Annotated in this window: 13 protein-coding genes; 5 read left to right on the top strand and 8 right to left on the bottom strand. The window is 64.5% G+C overall.

The genetic code is table 11. The features are described 5' to 3' along the window. Window positions 1-1,116 carry a glycoside hydrolase family 25 protein gene (locus LB545_RS10950; protein ID WP_140580949.1) on the top strand — a complete coding sequence of 372 codons (1,116 nt, stop codon included), beginning with the start codon at window positions 1-3 and terminating at the stop codon, window positions 1,114-1,116. A gap of 24 nt (window positions 1,117-1,140) precedes the next feature. Here the strand turns inward: LB545_RS10950 and purD are convergent, their stop codons facing one another. Both purD and LB545_RS10940 read right to left on the bottom strand, forming a co-directional pair. Continuing rightward, a complete protein-coding gene (gene purD / locus LB545_RS10945) occupies window positions 1,141-2,424 on the bottom strand; it encodes a phosphoribosylamine--glycine ligase (RefSeq protein ID WP_140520820.1) in 1,284 nt (427 codons plus the stop codon). A 159-nt stretch (window positions 2,425-2,583) separates the two neighbouring features. Continuing rightward, complete coding sequence (locus tag LB545_RS10940) at window positions 2,584-3,405, bottom strand: phytanoyl-CoA dioxygenase family protein (protein WP_140762440.1); 822 nt, start codon at window positions 3,403-3,405, stop codon at window positions 2,584-2,586. A gap of 91 nt (window positions 3,406-3,496) precedes the next feature. Here LB545_RS10940 and LB545_RS10935 point away from each other — a divergent pair, with 91 nt between their 5' ends. Both LB545_RS10935 and ubiA read left to right on the top strand, forming a co-directional pair. Next, window positions 3,497-4,408, top strand: coding sequence for a LysR family transcriptional regulator (locus LB545_RS10935; protein WP_140762443.1), 912 nt, complete (start codon window positions 3,497-3,499; stop codon window positions 4,406-4,408). 69 nt (window positions 4,409-4,477) lie between these two features. Then, complete coding sequence (gene ubiA / locus LB545_RS10930) at window positions 4,478-5,461, top strand: 4-hydroxybenzoate octaprenyltransferase (RefSeq protein WP_140558222.1); 984 nt, start codon at window positions 4,478-4,480, stop codon at window positions 5,459-5,461. 75 nt (window positions 5,462-5,536) lie between these two features. On the opposite strand, the gene LB545_RS10925 is transcribed toward ubiA, so the two are convergent. The 3 genes from LB545_RS10925 to LB545_RS10915 all read right to left on the bottom strand — a co-directional run bounded on the left by LB545_RS10925 (window position 5,537) and on the right by LB545_RS10915 (window position 8,701). After that, window positions 5,537-6,103 (bottom strand): DUF6101 family protein, encoded by a 567-nt coding sequence (locus tag LB545_RS10925; protein WP_140498020.1) that lies wholly within the window; start codon window positions 6,101-6,103, stop codon window positions 5,537-5,539. A 182-nt stretch (window positions 6,104-6,285) separates the two neighbouring features. Further along, a complete protein-coding gene (locus LB545_RS10920; RefSeq protein ID WP_140629214.1) occupies window positions 6,286-7,716 on the bottom strand; it encodes an FAD-binding oxidoreductase in 1,431 nt (476 codons plus the stop codon). A gap of 10 nt (window positions 7,717-7,726) precedes the next feature. Beyond that, the gene (locus LB545_RS10915) at window positions 7,727-8,701 is read right to left on the bottom strand and encodes an L-threonylcarbamoyladenylate synthase (protein ID WP_140762446.1); all 975 of its coding nucleotides are present in this window, start codon (window positions 8,699-8,701) and stop codon (window positions 7,727-7,729) included. 162 nt (window positions 8,702-8,863) lie between these two features. Between LB545_RS10915 and LB545_RS10910 the strand changes: the two genes are divergently transcribed. After that, window positions 8,864-9,313 carry a hypothetical protein gene (locus LB545_RS10910; protein WP_224680888.1) on the top strand — a complete coding sequence of 150 codons (450 nt, stop codon included), beginning with the start codon at window positions 8,864-8,866 and terminating at the stop codon, window positions 9,311-9,313. Window positions 9,314-9,400: 87 nt separating this feature from the next. On the opposite strand, the gene glyS is transcribed toward LB545_RS10910, so the two are convergent. Continuing rightward, window positions 9,401-11,701: a glycine--tRNA ligase subunit beta gene (glyS, locus tag LB545_RS10905; protein ID WP_224705012.1), complete on the bottom strand. Its 2,301-nt coding sequence runs from the start codon at window positions 11,699-11,701 to the stop codon at window positions 9,401-9,403. Between the two features lie 426 nt (window positions 11,702-12,127). Then, window positions 12,128-12,526: an endonuclease domain-containing protein gene (locus LB545_RS10900; RefSeq protein WP_140623548.1), complete on the bottom strand. Its 399-nt coding sequence runs from the start codon at window positions 12,524-12,526 to the stop codon at window positions 12,128-12,130. A 229-nt stretch (window positions 12,527-12,755) separates the two neighbouring features. Here LB545_RS10900 and LB545_RS10895 point away from each other — a divergent pair, with 229 nt between their 5' ends. Next, window positions 12,756-12,935, top strand: a complete 180-nt coding sequence (locus tag LB545_RS10895; RefSeq protein ID WP_140580745.1) for a hypothetical protein — start codon at window positions 12,756-12,758, stop codon at window positions 12,933-12,935. A gap of 2 nt (window positions 12,936-12,937) precedes the next feature. Here the strand turns inward: LB545_RS10895 and LB545_RS10890 are convergent, their stop codons facing one another. After that, entirely contained in the window at window positions 12,938-13,858 is a 921-nt protein-coding gene (locus tag LB545_RS10890; protein WP_181165179.1) for a glycine--tRNA ligase subunit alpha, read from the bottom strand. Window positions 13,859-14,004 lie beyond the last annotated feature (146 nt).

The raw sequence follows: 14,004 nt of genomic DNA, 5'->3' as shown, positions 1-14,004 counted from the left end.
ATGATGGCGCTGACAACGGCGGCAAGGGTCTCGGATTTCTCCGAGCCGTGGAAAAGTGCCGACCGGGCGCTTGTCGTCGATGCCTACGAATACAATTCCATCGACTGGGCGCAGCTTGCCACGGACAAGCGCGTCGTCGGCTTCATCAACAAAGCCTCCGATGGCATGTCGCCGCCCTATTCCTGCTCCGGAGACGATACCGAGGTCAAACTCTGCAAGGCACTGTGGAAACGCCATGCGGTGACGCGCGAACTGTTCCAGACGCGCAAGGTGGTCGCCAAGGCCCTCGGCCTGAAATGGGGCGCCTATCACCTCGCCCGCCCCGGCAATCCGGTCGAGCAGGCCAATAATTTCCTCGATTTCGCCGATCCCGCGCCGGACGACCTCATGGCCCTCGACATCGAAGGCATTGATCCCGCGCAATGGATGTCGCTCGACGACGCCGAGGCGTTCGTGCGCCAGGTGCATCGGCGCATCGGCCGCTTCCCGGTACTCTACACCAATGGCAAGACCGCCCAGTATATCGCCGACAACAGCTACAAATACCGGCTGCTGTCGCGGCTGCCGCTCTGGTACGCGCGCTACAAGCCTGACATCGACGTGCATTTTCCCATCGGCAACTGGCAAGGCTATGCGCTCTGGCAGTTTTCGGCGCAGGCCAATTGCGGCCGCTTCCGGTGCCCCTACAGGGTAGCCGGCACGCCCGACGACATCGACGTCAACGTCGCGCCGACAGATGCCGCCACGCTGCGCCAGCAATGGCCGTTCGGCGGGCTGATCGACGTGCCGGCGGATTATCTCGCCAGCGTACCGGTGCCGCTCTCGCGCGAAGCCGCTTTGGCCGGCAAGACCACTCTCATCTACGCCGATGTGGCGACGCCGCCGAGTTTCGGGGAAATGGTCGCGGTGCTTGGTTCGCGCTGGTCGAAATTCCGCGACGGGTTCCGCATGCCTGTCGTGAAGACGGTGCCGCGGCGGCCGATCTTCGGCATCGTCCAATATGTCTCCTGGAAGCGCACCGGGCAGCGTACCCCAGCGCAACTCGACGCCGCCTTCGCTGCGGCGGCGGACCCGGTGAGCACCGCTTCTACCGAACCCGACCGCGGCAAACGCTGAAAGCGCGCGACAGGATCCTTGCGGTCAGCTTGCTCCTGCCGCTTCGCGCGCCACGGCCTGCCAGCCAATGTCGCGGCGGCAGAAGCCCTGCGGCCAGTCGATACGGTCGAGCGCGGCATAGGCCTTCTCCTGCGCCTCGCCGACAGTCGCGCCGACCGCGGTGACGTTCAAGACGCGACCGCCATTGGCGACCAGCGCACCGCCATTGATGGCGGTGCCGGCATGGAAAATCTGGGCGCCTTCGCTGGCAGCCTCATCGAGCCCGCGAATGACCGAGCCTTTTTCGGGCGTGCCGGGATAGCCCCTCGCGGCCATGACGACGGTCAGTGCCGCCTCGTCGCTCCAGCGCGCCGATATGTGCGCGAGCTGGCCATCGACGGCGGCATTGAGCAGCACCAGCAGGTCGTCCTTCAGCCGCATCATCAGCACCTGGCATTCGGGGTCGCCGAAGCGGGTGTTGTATTCGATCAGCTTCGGCCCTTCGTCCGTTATCATCAGCCCGGCGAAGAGAATGCCGGCGAAGGATGCACCCGTTAAAGCCATGCCGCGCATGGTCGGTTCGATGATCTCGCGCATCGTGCGCTCCACCATCTGGGGCGTCATCACCGGGGCCGGCGAATAGGCGCCCATGCCGCCGGTGTTGGGGCCGACATCACCGTCGCCGACGCGTTTGTGATCCTGCGCGGTGCCGAAGGGCAGTGCTGTAGTGCCGTCGCACAGGCAGAAGAAGCTGGCCTCCTCGCCGGTCAGAAACTCCTCGATCACCACTTCCGCGCCGGCCGTGCCGAAAGAGCCGTCGAAACAGGCGTCGAGCGCGGCCAGCGCCTCATCCATCGTCATTGCGACCGTGACGCCCTTGCCCGCGGCAAGGCCGTCGGCCTTGATGACAATCGGCGTGCCCATCTTCTCGACATAGGCCTTGGCCGATGCCAGGTCTGAGAAACGGCCATAGGTGGCGGTGGGGATGTCATATCTGGCGCAGAGATCCTTGGTGAAGCCCTTCGATCCTTCGAGCCGCGCCGCCGCACGCGACGGGCCAAAGACGCGGATGCCCCAGCCACGCAGATCGTCTGATATGCCGGCGACCAGCGGCCCTTCCGGCCCAACCACGACGAGGTCGATCTGCTTGTCCTTGCAGAAGGCGGCGACAGCGGAATGATCGGCGATGTCGAGCTTGACCAGCTCCGCCTCGCGGCCGATGCCAGGATTGCCGGGCGCAGCATAGAGCTTGGTCAGCAACGGCGACGCGGCGATCTTCCAGGCGAGCGCATGTTCGCGGCCGCCGGAGCCGAGAAGAAGAACGTTCATGGCCACCTCTTGATGCCTGTAATCTTCCAGAGAACCCGCTATTGCTCTCTGGACGACGGGTCAAGGCATCCGGGCGCTTTGGTCGAAATTGCGCACGGGAACGTTACCCCTGCCCAAGAATCGGCGGCGGAGACCGTCGCCGATTTTCTGGCAAGCGCTTCAGCTCTGGAAAACGATCGGGAACCAGTCTTCGCGCAGCTTCTGCCCCGACTGCATGCCATGGCCATGATAGGGCGGGGAGGTGCGCCCCGGCCGTTCGACATAACGGGCGTCGTCACCGACCCAGCGCAGCGATAGCGCACGCCGCCGCGCCGCGGTCAGGTTGCCGCGCGCGCCATGCGCGGTCCTGAAATCGAACAGGATGGCATCGCCCGGCTCCATTTCCCATTCAAGCACCTCCAGCGAGGGGTCCGTGTCTGGATCCGGCACCGGCAGGTAGTCGCCCTCGTCGGCATAGAAATTGCTGTCGTCGAGCCAGCGCACCGGCAGGATCATCTTGTCCCATTTGTGCGAGCCGGCAATCAGCCGCAGCGTTGCCTCCTTTACAGGGTCGATAGGGATCCAGAAGCTCACCGTCTGCCGGCCGTCGACGAAATAATAGGGGATGTCCTGATGCCAGGGCGTCGGCTTCTGCGTGCCCGGTTCCTTGACAAGGACATGATCGTGGAAGAACTGCGCCGTGCGCGACCGCATCACCGCGGCCGCCAGTTCAGCCGCCGGCGATTCGCCCACCAGCTCGACGAATTCTGGAATGCGTTCCCAGTTGCAGTAGTCGTCGAAGAAGCTGCCTCGCCCATTGGCGATATCCGACGCGGTGGCGCTGCGGTTTTGCATGTTGCGCTCGATGCCGGCGGCGATCGTTTCGACCCAGTCCTTGAAAGCGCCGCGGATGCAGACAGCGCCGTCGCGCTGGTAATCCGCTATTGTCCGCGCATCGATCAAGCCTGTGTCGATCGCGCGAGGTGCGGTCTGGGAAGCCATGGCATTCTCCTTTCAGGGATCGATGCCACTATCGCAAGCCTCTTTCATTCAGTAAAATAATAACTTCTCATCTGTCACATAGTGCCACTCTATGAGTCTGACCCTAACGCAGCTGCGCTATCTGGTTGCCGTCGCTCGCCAGGGCAGCGTTACCGGCGCGGCCAGGTCGCTGAACGTCTCACAGCCGTCCATTTCGGTGGCGATCGACGCGGTCGAACAGGATTTCGGCCAGAAACTCTTCGTGCGCCAGCGCGGAAGCGGCGTTTCGCTGACATCCTTCGGCCGCGCCGTGGTGACCAAGGCGAAACAGGTCCTTGCCGAGACGGACGATCTCATCGGTCTCGGCTCGCGCAAGTCGGCGCTCGGGGGCGAACTGGTGCTCGGATGCTTCGAAGATCTGGCGCCTTATTTCGCGCCGGCCCTGATCCGCGCCTTCTCGGAACGCCATCCTGAGGTTGCAGTGATCGTGCGCGACGAGACCTTCGAGACGCTCGGGCGGCGCCTCGGCGATGCCGCCGTCGACCTCGGGCTCACCTATGATCTTGGGCTGCCTTCGCATTTCGCCCGCATCCTGCTGCATGAGCTCAGGCCGCACGCGCTTTTGCCGGCTGGACACGCGCTGGCGGATCGTCCCAATGTCAGCCTGGCCGATCTGGCCGCCTATCCGCTGATCACGACGGACCAGCCGCATAGCTGGCAGCACATGCTGGACCTGTTCCGCAGCCGTGGCCTGTCGCCGGTCGCCGACAGGCAGACAAGCTCGTTCGAACTCCAGCGCAGCATGGTGGCCAACGGCTTCGGCGTCGCCGTCAGTTACACGAGGCCGCATGGCGACCGCAGCTATGACGGCTTGCCTCTCGTCTGCAAGCCGCTTTCCGATCCGCTGCCCATGCAGCGCATCATCCTCACCCATGACACGCACCAGCGCCTGCCCAATGCCGTGCTGGCCTTCGTCGACGTGGCAAAGAGCTGGTTCTCCGCCCGCGACATCTTCGCCTCCTGAAGCGCTGACGAATGCCACTGCCCTGCTCGCCGCTTGACGGTTTGCGCGGCTGCTGCCACTCCATCGTTCATGGAAACGGTTCAGTCGAAAGCAGCCCAGGGCCGCGTCGCCGACGCGCCGAACGGCCATTGGGTGTACCGCGTGCTGCCGCGGCCGATATGGCCCTATGCGCAGCTTGCCCGATGGGACAGGCCGATCGGCTGGCAGTTGCTTCTGTGGCCGTGCTGGTGGTCCGCGGCTCTCGCGGCCAGCGCCTACCCGCGCCCGGGCGATCCGCTGCCTTCGCTGCTGCCGGCGCCCTTGTATCTCGTGCTGTTCCTGGCCGGCGCCATCGCCATGCGCGGCGCCGGTTGCACCTACAACGACCTGGCTGACGAAGACATCGACAATCAGGTCGAGCGCACGCGCTCGCGGCCGCTTCCGTCGGGCAAGGTCACGCGGCGGGGGGCATGGCTGTTTCTCATCCTGCAGGCACTGGTCGGACTTGCCGTGCTCTTGCAGTTCAACAGCTTCGCCGTCCTGCTCGGCGTCTGTTCGCTGGCCATCGTCGCCATCTATCCATTCATGAAACGGATCACCAACTGGCCTCAACTGGTTCTCGGCCTTGCCTTTTCCTGGGGCGCGCTGATGGGATGGGCGGTTGAGTTCGGCGACCTGGACGGGCCGGCCGTCATGCTCTATCTCGGCTCGATCCTGTGGGTGATCGGCTACGACACGATCTATGCGCACCAGGACAAGGAAGACGACGCCATCGTGGGCGTACGCTCGACCGCGCGCCTGTTCGGCGACAATACCAAATCGTGGCTGGCCGGGCTTTATGGCGGCGCGCTTGTCTGCTTCGCCATCGCCTTCGCTTCGGCGCAGGCCCCTGTCGTGGCTCTGGCCGGACTTATCGCCGCCGGCGCCCACATGGCGCGGCAGATCCTGGTGCTGGATATCGACAATCCGGATCAATGCCTGCGGCTGTTCAGGTCGAACAACCAGGTCGGCTGGCTGATCTTCCTCGGCCTCATCGGCGGCGCGCTGTGGGTGGCGCTGAAGCCGCTGGTATAGTTTTCTTTCCCTTCTCCCCGTTTACGGAGAGAAGGTGGCGGCAGCCGGCGCCAGCCTTCCAGACAGAATTTCAGCCTATTCGCGCGCGATGATCTCCTCGCCGCCGATCACCAGCCTGAGACCGAGGTCACCCGCCCTGCGGCGGGCGAGGAAGCGCGGGCGGCGCATGGTCGAAACGCGGCCCTTGCGGCGATCCTGCGGCGGCAGCGTCTTGATGGCCGCGCCGAGCGATTCCTCCAGCGTGCGGGCGATGCCGTCCGATTCGATCAACAGCATCGGCAGGCGATAGGCGTCGGCCCAGGCGCGCCAGTCGGCGGCGACGTCGTCGAGATCGTCGGCCACCAGCAGCGGCACCGACAGCATCGGATCATTGTGCAGGAGTTCCAAAGTCACCGTGACGTTACCTTCCGGGTCCTCCATCGCGCGGGCGGCAACGCCGCGGAACGCATTGGCGGGCAGAGCGATGATCGCCGGTACGCCGCTCATCTCGAGCAGGCGGCGGATCACGGCGCCACGGTGGTCGATGGTGAAGGTCACGTCGCCATAGTCGTCGCGCGTGGCGTAGCTTACCACCTGCGGCAGGCGGAATGGGTCGAGGCGCATGTTGCGTCCCGCCCAGACTGGCTTCAGTCCAGTGTTCATTGAATGCCTTCCTGTTTCTCCTGAGAGCCGGTGTCCGGTTCTCTCCGGGCCAGTTTTCCCGGCCTCGTTATGGGGAAACAGTAGCGCGGCCTCCTTACCGCCGCGCTTAAGAAAGTCGGTTAAATTTTGCTGATCACGGGGATGGTTATCGGAATGCGACCGAGCGCTTGAATCCGAAAGGATCAGATAACCTTACCAGGATTCATGATGCCGGCCGGGTCGAAGGCCTGCTTGACCCTGCGCATCAGGTCTATCGCCATCGGCGGGGCGGTGGCGATCAGTTCGTCCCGCTTCAACTGGCCGATGCCGTGCTCGGCCGAGATCGAGCCGTGGAAGGAGCGCACGACGTCGTGCACGGCCTTGTTCATGGGGTGGTAGAGATCGAGGAACGCCTGGTCGTCGCCGTCAACTGGCCGCGAGATGTTATAGTGGAGATTGCCGTCGCCCATATGGCCGAAGCAGACCACGCGCGCTCCGGGGCTGACCGAAGCCACCGCGCCGGCGGCCTCTTCGATGAAACGTGGGATCGATGCCACCGGCACCGAAATGTCATGCTTGATCGAGGCGCCCTCGGGCTTCTGCGCATCGGGCAACACCTCGCGGAAATTCCAGAAGGCATCGCCCTGGGCGAGGCTGGCCGCGATCACCGCATCGCCGACGATTTCCTGTTCCAGCCCGGCCCCGAGCACGTCCTCGATCAGGGCCCTGGCATCCTCCGGCGAACGGCCGGACGAGATCTGCATCAGCACATACCACGGCCAATCCTGCGCCAGCGGCCGCACCACGCCCTGGGCATGCGCCAGCGTAAAATCGTAGGGCCGCTTGCCGATCAGCTCGAAGGCGGTGAGCGCGGCGCCGGCGCGGTCCGTCACCAGGCTGAACAGCGACAGCGCCGCCTCGGCCGACGGCAGGCCGACGAACGCAACCTCGCGACCTTTCGGCTTCGGGAACAGTTTCAGCACGGCGGCGGTGATGATGCCGAGCGTGCCTTCGGCGCCGACGAACAGATTCTTGAGGTCGTAGCCGGTATTGTCCTTCTTCAGCTTGCGCAGATCGTCGAACACCTCGCCCGTCGGCAGCACCACCTCGACGCCGAGGCAAAGCTCGCGCGCATTGCCATAGGCCAGCACGCCGGTGCCGCCTGCATTGGAGGAAAGGTTACCGCCGATCTGGCAGGAGCCCTGCGCGGCCAGCGACAGCGGAAACAGCCGGTCGGCGGCATCGGCCGCTTCCTGCAACGTCTGCAAGATGACGCCGGCCTCCGCCGTCACGGTGTTGGACAAGACATCGATCTCGCGGATGCGGTTCAGCCGCGACAGGGACAGCACGATCTCGCGGCCGGAGTTGTCCGGCACCTGGGCGCCGACCAGCCCGGTATTGCCGCTTTGCGGCACGACCGGCGTTGCCGTCTCGGTCGCCAGCCGCATGATCCGGCTGACCTCCTCCACACTGCCTGGCCGCAGCACAAGCGATGTCGCGCCATGCCACAGCCCGCGCCGTTCGGTGATGTAGGGTGCTATATCGCGCTGGTCGCGCAGCGCGTATTTCTCACCGACGATCGCCGCGAAGCGGTCGATGAGAGCGGTGTCGGGAATCTCGGCGATGTCGGTCATGTGCGCGAAACTATGTTGGCGGCAAGCTATTGTCACGCGGCGCGGCGGCCCGCGAAAGCCGATCGTTGATCGCTTCGCCGAGCCCGTCGAAGGGAACGGGTTCGACGGCGATGATCCGCGCGCCGCTGCGATCGAGTTCCTGCATGTAGGCGAAAAGATTGCTCGCCGCTTCGCGCAGGTCGCCAGCCTCGGACAGATTGAGGCAGGCGGCCGCGTTTTGCCAGCCTTCAGCGCGACGTTTGCCGAAGGCCAGCAGCGCCTCGCCTTCGCCGACGGTCCCGGCGTTGAGCCGCACCGCGGCGTCAGGCGCATAGTGCGAGGCAAGCATGCCCGGCGCCTCGACACCGGCGTCGGCGCCGCGCAACAACTCCATGCCGACGACCGCCTCGATTTCCTGGGCGGCAATCCCGCCGGGCCTCAGCAGACGCAATTTTCCCTCTTCGGCCTTGACGATGGTCGATTCCAGCCCGACCGGCGTCGCCCCGCCATCGACGACCAGCTTTATGCGTGCGCCGAGATCAGCCGCCACGGCTTGCGCCGTCGTCGCGCTGATCCTGCCGGAGGAATTGGCGCTGGGGGCCGCAAGCGGCCGGCCGAGCCTTGCAATCAGGTCGCCGCCAAAGCCCCTCGGCATGCGCAAGGCGATCGTGTCGAGCCCGGCGGTGACCAAAGGATGGGTGCCGTTGCCGGGCCGCTGCGGCAGCACCAGCGTCAAAGGACCTGGCCAGAACGCAAGCGCCAATTTCCTCGACAGCGGATCGAACACAGCGATGCGCTCGGCCATCTCCATATCGGCGATATGGGCGATCAGAGGGTTGAAGCGCGGCCGCCCCTTGGCCTCGAAGATGCGCGCCACGCCGATGCCGTTGGTGGCGTCGCCGGCGAGCCCATAGACGGTCTCGGTCGGAATGGCGACCACCTCGCCGCTTTCAAGCAGCGCCAATGCCCGTTCCATCGCCTCGCCGACGGCAAGAATTTCAGCCACTCTGGTCACCTCACGAATGCCGGCTGCGTAGTACGATGGCGTCCAAGGGGCAAGCCCGGCCCTTGGCGATTTAACAATCCCTAAAATGCTACGGTTCCGCGAAAGCCGGCATCAATTCCGACCCGCTATCGTGGGGCTTCCGGGTAATGGGGAGCTTTCATCGTGTCTGTGCGTATTTGGGGAACGCTGGGTGTCACTCTGGCGGCGATGGCCGGCGGGGCCCAGGCCTCGTCACTGGTCTTTCCCGGAACGCCGTCCGCAACGCCGTCCATTGTCACGCTGGAGGCAGCCGACGCTGCCCAGGCAGGCGATACGCGGTCGGTCACCGCACTCGGCGACCCTGACGTCACCTATGAAAAGGTGGCGGCGATCCCGAACGCGCCTGAGGCGCGGCACGGCTTCCTGCAAAACCCGATGATCATTCGCGGCGGTATCGTCGGCAGCGCCTTCTCGACGCCCACGCAGGCCAAGGTGCCGGCCACTGCCCCTGCAACCGCCACCGCTTCGACGGCACCGGCGGCGAATGGGCAGAAGACCCCGGCGACATCACCGGCAGCCGCGCCGGCGGCGGCAGCGCAGCAGCCCGTCCCTGGAGTCGGCAAGCTCAAGTAGCGGCTGTCTTGACGTCGGTCCGGCGTCCGGCACCATTGCCGGACAGGCCGCTTTTGCGCCGTGGACGAGTGTCGCCGCCTGAAGTCTCTAGCCCGCGATCTTGGAGAAATCCGCAACCTGGTCGGTGGCCGCGCGGATGCGGGCGAGCAGCGCCAATCGATTGGCGCGCACGGCCTGATCCTCATCATTCACGAGAACGCGTTCAAAGAATGAATCAACCGGTTCGCGCAAAACGCTAAGCGCCAGCATGGCGGCGGAAAAGTCTTCGTTTTGAATCGCTTCGCCGGCTTGCCTCTCGGCCTGATTCACCGCCGCGAACAGCGATTTCTCGGCATCCTCGCTGAACAGCGCCGGCTCAACGGTTTCGGCGATCGCGGTTTTCTTCTTCTCCTCGGCAGCCAAAATGTTGGCGGCGCGCTTGGTGCCGGCAAGCAGGTTCTTGCCGTCCTCGGTATCTAGGAAAGAGCCCAGCGCCTCGACGCGGCGTACGATCTGCAAGAGGTCATCCGACTGCGGCGTGATGACAGCGTCGATCAGGTCGTGGCGAGCGCCCTGATCACGCAGGTAGACTTTCAAGCGGTCGTGGAAGAAGGCGAGGAGGTCTCGGACCTGATCCGTACTGCCAACCGTGTAGTTCATGGAGGCGCTGCCGAAGATCGCCGTCAGTCCCAATCGAATGCGGTTCTCGACCAAAATCCTCACGACGCCGAGCGCAGCGCGACGCAGCGCGTAAGGATCCTTCGAGCCTGTCGGCTTTTCATCGATGGCCCAGAAGCCGACAAGCGTATCCAGCTTGTCGGCGAGCGCGACGGCGATCGACACCGGATCGCTCGGCACGTAATCGGACGGCCCCTGCGGTTTGTAGTGCTCTTCGATGGCTGCCGCCACGGACGGATGCTCACCCTGAAGCAGCGCGTATTTGCGGCCCATGGCGCCCTGCAATTCCGGGAACTCTCCGACGACTTCGGTGGTCAGATCGGCCTTGGCGAGAACCGCGGCGCGAGCGGCGAGCGCGGGATCGGCGCCGACGAGCGGCGCCAGTTCCTCCGCCAATCGCCTGATCCGCACCACGCGCGCGCCCTGCGTGCCAAGCTTGGCATGGAAGGTCACATTGAGGTGGTCGAGGCGCGCGGTGCGCTGGTCGAGAGGCTTCTTCAGATCAAGCCCGAACTTTCTCGCCGACGCCTCGAGCTCGGCGAGATCAGGCAGATCGCCCTGGTCGGTCGTCCAGAAATAGAGCGCGTCGGAGAGGCGCGCGCGCACCACCTTGCCGTTGCCGTGGGCGATCTCCTTGCCGTCGTCGCTCGCCTCGATGTTGGCGGTGAGGATGAAACGGTTGGAAAGTTCGCTGATCTCCCCCCTTGAGGGGGAGATGCCCGGCAGGGCAGAGGGGGTCGTCTCACGTGGAGCGCCGGCATCCTCTGTGCGCGAAAGGGAGTCGCGTCCGGTCGTGCCGACCCCCTCTGTCGGCTTCGCCGACATCTCCCCCTCGAGGGGGGAGATTGGGCGCGATGTCACAAAGCACTTCTGGTTGGCGCGGATGGTCAGGCGGATCACCTCGGCCGGAATGGCCAGGAAAGCCTCTTCGAACGCGCCCATCAGCACGACAGGCCATTCGACCAGCCCGGACACCTCTTCCAGAAGCCCCTCGTCCTCGACCAGATCCAGCCCGTTGGCGAAAGCGAGATTGCGGGCATCGGCAAGGATGATCTCCTTGCGCCGGTCTGCGTCGAGCACGACCTTGGCCGCTTCCAGCTTGCTTACATAGTCGTCGAAGCGGCGCACGGTGATTTCGCCGGGCGCGTGAAAGCGGTGGCCGTAAGTGACATTGCCCGAACGGATGCCGTCGATCTCGAAATCGACCACGACCGGCTCCTCGGTTTCCGGACCGAAGGTGCACAGGATCGATTGCAGCGGCCGCACCCAGCGCAGCGAGCCGGGCTTGGCCGAGGCCGGCCCCCAACGCATCGATTTCGGCCACGGGAAATTGCGGATGATGTCAGGCACCAGTCCGGCGATGATCTCTTCCGCCGCCCTGCCCGGCTTCGAGACATGGGCGACGTAGAAATCGCCTTTCTTCGGGTCGGAATGGACGTGTGCCTCGACGACCGAGGAAAGCCCGGCCTTGCGCAGGAAGCCCTGGACCGCCTGTTCCGGCGCCGTCGTCGACGGCCCCTTGATCTCCTCGCTGATGTCCTTCGAGCGCGCGGTCAGGCCCCTGATGTCGAGCGCCAGTCGCCGCGGTGTCCAGTACTCGCGCGCCGCCTCGTAGGTCAGCCCTGCCTCGACCAGGCCGTCGGTCAGCATCTTCCTCAGATCGCCAGCCGCCTTGCGCTGCATGCGGGCCGGGATTTCCTCGGAGCGAAGTTCGAGCAAAAGATCCGGCATCAGAGTGTCTCCGCCCGCATGCCATTTTCCTGTTCGCGCGTCCTCGTGCCTCCGGCGCTGCGGGCGCGCGGCTGGGCCGGGATTTCCTCGGAGCGAAGTTCGAGCAAAAGGTCCGGCATCAGAGTGTCTCCGCCCGCATGCCATTTTCCTGTTCGCGCGTCCTCGCGCCTCCGGCGCTGCGGGCGCGCGGCTGGGCCGGGATTTCCTCGGAGCGAAGTTCGAGCAAAAGGTCCGGCATCAGAGTGTCTCCGCCCGCATGCCATTTTCCTGTTCGCGCGTCCTCGCGCCTCCGGCGCTGCGGGCGCGCGGCTGGGCCGGGATTTCCTCGGAGCGAAGTTCTAGAAGCAGGTCAGGCATGGATAGCTCCTCACCCTCCCCTCGATGGGGAGGGTCGGCGCGTCAGCGCCGGGGTGGGGTGGCGGCGTCTCAATCTCTGGCGCCTTCGGCGTCTGGCGGGCGAAGGTCTGGTTTTCGTTCTTCCACCGCCGCATAGATCGTATCGAGGACGGAATCCAGTTCGTTTTTGATTTCGTGGTTCCAGAAACGGATGACACGATAGCCCTGACTTTCGAACCATTTTGTCCGAACTTCATCGTGTCGTTGCTGGCGATCGAAACTGTGGTGAGCGCCGTCCACCTCGATGATCAGCTTCAGGCGGTGCGAGATGAAATCAGGGAAGTAAATACCGACCGACGCCTGCTTGCGGAAATGAGTGCCTTCCACCGGGATGCGCCATAGGTGCCGCCACAAAATGCGTTCCTCGTCGGTCATTGCCGCACGAAGCCGTTGCGACGACCGCAGTTTGAACCGATCGAGTTTCGGCATGAGAAGTCGCGCTGTCACTCCCACCCGCCGCTTCGCGGCGACCTCCCCCATCCAGGGGGAGGTAAAGAGGCCATAGCAACTCGGCTGGCCGCTGTCACCCTTTCCAGAAATTTTGGGCGTCCTGTCGGGACGGGATGATCCCACTCGTCCTTGGATCAAAGATTTCCATGAACCGAACGCAGCGCTGAAGCGACCCACGCTCAGGCAGAGAGCTATTGGCTGAACGACCATGAAAACGGCATCCAGACTTTTGCAAATCCTGGCGCTCATCGCCTGCTTCACCGCTCAGGCCCATGGCGCCTTCTCGATGCCGGGCGTGCGCCAAGCATTGCGTATAATGGCCGGCCCGAGCGGCCAGATTCTATCGCCGATCAACGCTTCCCTCGATTTGATGAGGGAGGGTGCCTGAGATCAGGCCGCCAATCCGCCGGCCTGCGTCTTCAAGAACGCCTCGCCACAGGCTTTCGCCAGATTGCGCACGCGCAGGATGTAGCTCTGCCGCTCGGTGACGGAGATCACGCCGCGCGCGTCGAGCAGGTTGAAGACGTGACTGGCCTTGATGCACTGGTCGTAGGCGGGAAACACCATGCGGTGCACAGGCAGATTGTCGTTCGATGCGGGCGCACCGGCATCGAGCAGTGCCTTGCATTCGGCCTCGGCATCGTCGAAGTGGCGCAGCAGCATCGTCGTGTCGGCGTATTCGAAATTGTGACGCGAATATTCCTGCTCGGCCTGCAGGAAGACATCGCCGTAGGTGACCTTGTCGGCGCCGTCGCGGCCGTTGAAATTGAGGTCGTAGACATTGTCGACGCCCTGCACATACATGGCCAGCCGTTCCAGACCATAAGTGAGCTCGCCCGCAACCGGCGCGCATTCGATGCCGCAGACCTGCTGGAAGTAGGTGAACTGCGACACCTCCATGCCGTCGCACCAGCATTCCCAGCCAAGGCCCCAGGCGCCCAGCGTCGGGCTTTCCCAATCGTCTTCGACAAAGCGGATGTCATGCAGCAGCGGGTCGATGCCGATCGCCGCCAAAGAGCCGAGATAGAGCTCCTGCAGATTGGGCGGATTGGGCTTCAGGATCACCTGATACTGGTAGTAGTGCTGCAGCCGGTTCGGATTCTCTCCGTAGCGGCCGTCCTTGGGGCGGCGCGAAGGCTGGACGTAGGCGGCGTTCCAGCGCCTCGGTCCAAGCGCCCGCAGCGTCGTGGCCGGATGGAAGGTGCCGGCACCGACCTCCATGTCGTAGGGCTGGAGGATCACGCAGCCATAGTCCGCCCAGTAATTGTGCAGAGTCAGGATCAGCCCCTGAAAGGAGCGGCTGGGATGCATATGGGCGGGGATTTCAATCGTCACGGTGGCCTCGGCTGCAAGGGCTGACTTGCGGCCCCGTCCTAGAGACACGGCGGCGAAGCGTCAAGCAAGGCGCGGGCGTCGCGAGGCATGTCGAAAGCTTTGCGAGCGGCTGGCCCATTGCC

It is taken from the genome of Mesorhizobium sp. BR1-1-6 (genome assembly GCF_020165355.1).
Classification (GTDB): domain Bacteria; phylum Pseudomonadota; class Alphaproteobacteria; order Rhizobiales; family Rhizobiaceae; genus Mesorhizobium.
Note: the sequence above shows the minus strand (reverse complement) of the source record. Positions and strands in the feature narration are given on the sequence as shown.

Bases quoted from the DNA above. Each gene is read 5' to 3' on its own strand.
- LB545_RS10950 (WP_140580949.1), top strand. From the start codon at position 1: ATGATGGCGCTGACAACGGCGGCAAGGGTCTCGGATTTCTCCGAGCCG.
- purD (WP_140520820.1), bottom strand. From the start codon at position 2,424: ATGAACGTTCTTCTTCTCGGCTCCGGCGGCCGCGAACATGCGCTCGCC.
- LB545_RS10940 (WP_140762440.1), bottom strand. From the start codon at position 3,405: ATGGCTTCCCAGACCGCACCTCGCGCGATCGACACAGGCTTGATCGAT.
- LB545_RS10935 (WP_140762443.1), top strand. From the start codon at position 3,497: ATGAGTCTGACCCTAACGCAGCTGCGCTATCTGGTTGCCGTCGCTCGC.
- ubiA (WP_140558222.1), top strand. From the start codon at position 4,478: ATGGAAACGGTTCAGTCGAAAGCAGCCCAGGGCCGCGTCGCCGACGCG.
- LB545_RS10925 (WP_140498020.1), bottom strand. From the start codon at position 6,103: ATGAACACTGGACTGAAGCCAGTCTGGGCGGGACGCAACATGCGCCTC.
- LB545_RS10920 (WP_140629214.1), bottom strand. From the start codon at position 7,716: ATGACCGACATCGCCGAGATTCCCGACACCGCTCTCATCGACCGCTTC.
- glyS (WP_224705012.1), bottom strand. From the start codon at position 11,701: ATGCCGGATCTTTTGCTCGAACTTCGCTCCGAGGAAATCCCGGCCCGC.
- LB545_RS10900 (WP_140623548.1), bottom strand. From the start codon at position 12,526: ATGCCGAAACTCGATCGGTTCAAACTGCGGTCGTCGCAACGGCTTCGT.
- LB545_RS10895 (WP_140580745.1), top strand. From the start codon at position 12,756: ATGAAAACGGCATCCAGACTTTTGCAAATCCTGGCGCTCATCGCCTGC.
- LB545_RS10890 (WP_181165179.1), bottom strand. From the start codon at position 13,858: ATGCATCCCAGCCGCTCCTTTCAGGGGCTGATCCTGACTCTGCACAAT.